Genomic DNA, 606 nt, shown 5'->3' on the forward strand with positions numbered 1-606 from the left:
TTTCCTCCGTTTTTGTCACGGAACAATTCAAGGAAGTTGATAGGATCATTGAAGTCGCCGAGCCAGCCCATACGGCCGATTTGATAATCTTGGCTATGGAGCTTATCAATATAGACATTCCACTCTGAGTTATCAAGCTCAACATCAACGCCTAAATTTTTCTTCCACATTTCTTGTACTGCTTGAGCGATTTTCGCGTGTGCGTCATCAGTGTTGTAAGACAATTTGATTTTCGGCAAATCAGATGCCTTGCTTAAGCCCATTTCTTTTAGGCCTTTTTCAAGGTATTCTTTTGCTGTTTTGACATCATTGTCTTTGAAGTATCCTTCTTTGTTATCCTCAAATCCCTTCATTGTAGGCGGCACTGCAGCCATTGCCGGGATTTGCTCTCCTTGCGTAACGTTTTTAACAATCGACTGACGGTCAAGCGAATATGTTAAAGCTTTACGGATATTGACGTTGTCTAATGGCTTAGCTTCAGTGTTGAATTTGTACCAATACACTCCTGCAATCGGCTCAACATGTAAAGAACCGTCTTTTTTCAGGGTCGGCAGGGATTCTGTCGGAAGCTGTCCGAGCGGCATACCGGCCCAATCAAGTTCGCCA

General features: G+C 43.4%; 1 pseudogene. It reads right to left on the minus strand.

What is annotated here, in order from left to right:
• Positions 1–606: pseudogene (gene oppA, locus ACWHAR_RS29315) on the minus strand (oligopeptide ABC transporter substrate-binding protein OppA); the annotation flags it as partial.

This window comes from Bacillus sp. LR--39 (assembly GCF_053613335.1).